Source organism: Treponema sp. R6D11 (assembly GCF_054786075.1).
Genome location: NZ_BDHD01001497.1, coordinates 1 through 236 on the forward strand (window position 1 = coordinate 1; position 236 = coordinate 236).

At 58.5% G+C, this 236-nt stretch carries 1 pseudogene; it reads right to left on the reverse strand.

Annotated features, from left to right (window positions below):
* Window positions 1–236: pseudogene (locus tag ACYVTD_RS19205) on the reverse strand (energy-dependent translational throttle protein EttA); the annotation flags it as partial.

Here is a 236-nt window from a genome sequence, read left to right on the forward strand (position 1 = left end):
CGAAGGAGTCAAGCGCCTCTTCAAGGCCGCGCAAAGTGTTCACGTCAAGATCATTGATCGGCACGACAGACAGAAGATCGTTAGCCCCCTCTTTTGACATCATCGCGGGATTCGGGCGGGTGCGCTCCCCACCGAAAAGCACTCCCACTTTTTTTGACTGGTCCGCGCCCGAAAAATTGTGCCAGGCGCAGTAGGCGCGGGAGTTTACCTCCCTCGCGGTCTGCCCCGAACCGAGT